Genomic DNA, 1,758 nt, shown 5'->3' with positions numbered 1-1,758 from the left:
CTTAATGAGATAGGAATTGATGCCGACGATGAAACCCTGAATTTGCACCTGAATCTCGGCCATAGGTTAATTGATCCTTTAGATTCGGAGTTATTGCTGAAAACGGAGCAGCACCTCCTATCGATTTTAGTGCACAACAGCAAGAGTAAAATATACGATGAAGGGATTCTGAGAAGTGTTGTTTCTGGATTGTGGAACGATTTGTTACTAAATATGGCCAACCCAGTTAGAAAAACTTTTTTAGGCGGTAATTTATCGCACTTGCTGAATTCGGAGCATTCCCTCAAATGGCGTCTGAGAAGAAGTAATTTTAAGAGAGGGCTGAAAAGTTTAATTAGATTTAAGTGAGAATCCTTCATACTGTCGAGTCCTATCTTCCTGAGAAGCATGGTATGTCTGAGGTGGTAAGGCAAATTTCTGAGCTACTGCATTTGTCAGGCCACGATGTTACAGTGGCTACCTCAATCTCTAAATTTCGCAAATCACAGGAAATTAACGGGGTTAAGATTAAATCATTCGATATAAAAGGGAATCGGGTGACAGGGATGACAGGCGAGATCGAGAAGTATCAAAGCTTTTTGCGACAGGGTAAATTTGACATCATAACTAATTTTGCGGCGCAACAATGGGCCAGTGATTTATGCTTCGATTTACTTCCCTCCTTAAAAGCAAAAAAGGTGTTTGTACCAACTGGCTTTTCGGGCTTAAATAACCCTATTTATTCAGGATATTTTGAGCAAATGAAAACATGGATGAAACATTATGATATGAATGTTTTTCTCTCAGACAACTATCAAGATGTGATCTTCGCAAGAGACAACCAAATTATTGAGCGGATATTAATACCTAATGGGGCATCTCGCAAGGAATTTTTGGAAAAAAGAGATTTTGACATAAGGAAATTTCTAAATATTCCGTTTAAAAGACAGATAGTCCTCCATGTTGGTTCATACACAGGTCTAAAGGGGCATGATCAAGCCCTTAAGATATTTTTAAAGTCAAAGGTTAAAAACGCGGTATTATTGTTTGTTGGAGAAAATTTTGATAAACCTGAAGTGTCGAATTTTACACAAAGGATCAATTGGTGGAAGGGAGGCCTAAAATTCCATAAGTTTAATCTGAATGGCTGGGTTAATATGGTCCATTTCATTGTAAATTTATTTTCAGGAAACCTTTCTAATGTCTTTTTGGTTAAACTAAGCCGACAGGAACTGATTGCGGCATATAAACAGGCTGATTTGTTGCTTTTTCCATCGATGATTGAATGTTCGCCTGTCGTACTTTTTGAAGCTTTAGCCTCTATGACTCCTTTTCTAGTTACCCGAGTTGGTAATTCTGAAGAAATCATTGAATGGACTAATGGTGGGGTACTCCTTCCCACCGTGACTGCCCCTGATGGTTATAGCTATGCTATAATTCCAGAATCAGCAACCATAATGTCAGAATTATTGGAAGATTCTGACAGATTGGAGGAATTGAAAATTCAGGGCTATTCAAGCTGGATCGAGAATTTCACCTGGGAAAAGATTGGCCAACAATATGAAAAAATGTATTTAGATTTACTAAAACAAAAATAGATGCCTACTTTTTTTAAAAGATCGAGAAACAAACAATATCAATTACCCACCTTCAACAAAGAATCCTCCGAATTCGAAGTGAATAAATGGATTTTATCTGAATTTATTGTTGACAAAATACTCCCGTTTGCTGAATATTCGCCATATCCTATAGATGAATTGATATTGATGGCTGGGACAG

At 37.4% G+C, this 1,758-nt stretch carries 3 protein-coding genes; all 3 read left to right on the top strand.

What is annotated here, in order from left to right:
• Positions 1–348, top strand: a 348-nt coding sequence (locus tag WBJ10_RS14225) for a hypothetical protein (protein WP_424291429.1), incomplete at its 5' end; no start/stop codon positions are given.
• A complete protein-coding gene (locus tag WBJ10_RS14220; protein ID WP_424291427.1) occupies positions 345–1,577 on the top strand; it encodes a glycosyltransferase family 4 protein in 1,233 nt (410 codons plus the stop codon). The genes WBJ10_RS14225 and WBJ10_RS14220, both read left to right, overlap by 4 nt.
• Positions 1,578–1,758, top strand: a 181-nt coding sequence (locus tag WBJ10_RS14215; protein ID WP_424291425.1) for a hypothetical protein, incomplete at its 3' end; no start/stop codon positions are given.

This window comes from Daejeonella sp., assembly GCF_049655485.1.
In the GTDB taxonomy this organism is placed as follows: Bacteria; Bacteroidota; Bacteroidia; order Sphingobacteriales; family Sphingobacteriaceae; genus Daejeonella.
Note: the sequence above shows the minus strand (reverse complement) of the source record. Positions and strands in the feature narration are given on the sequence as shown.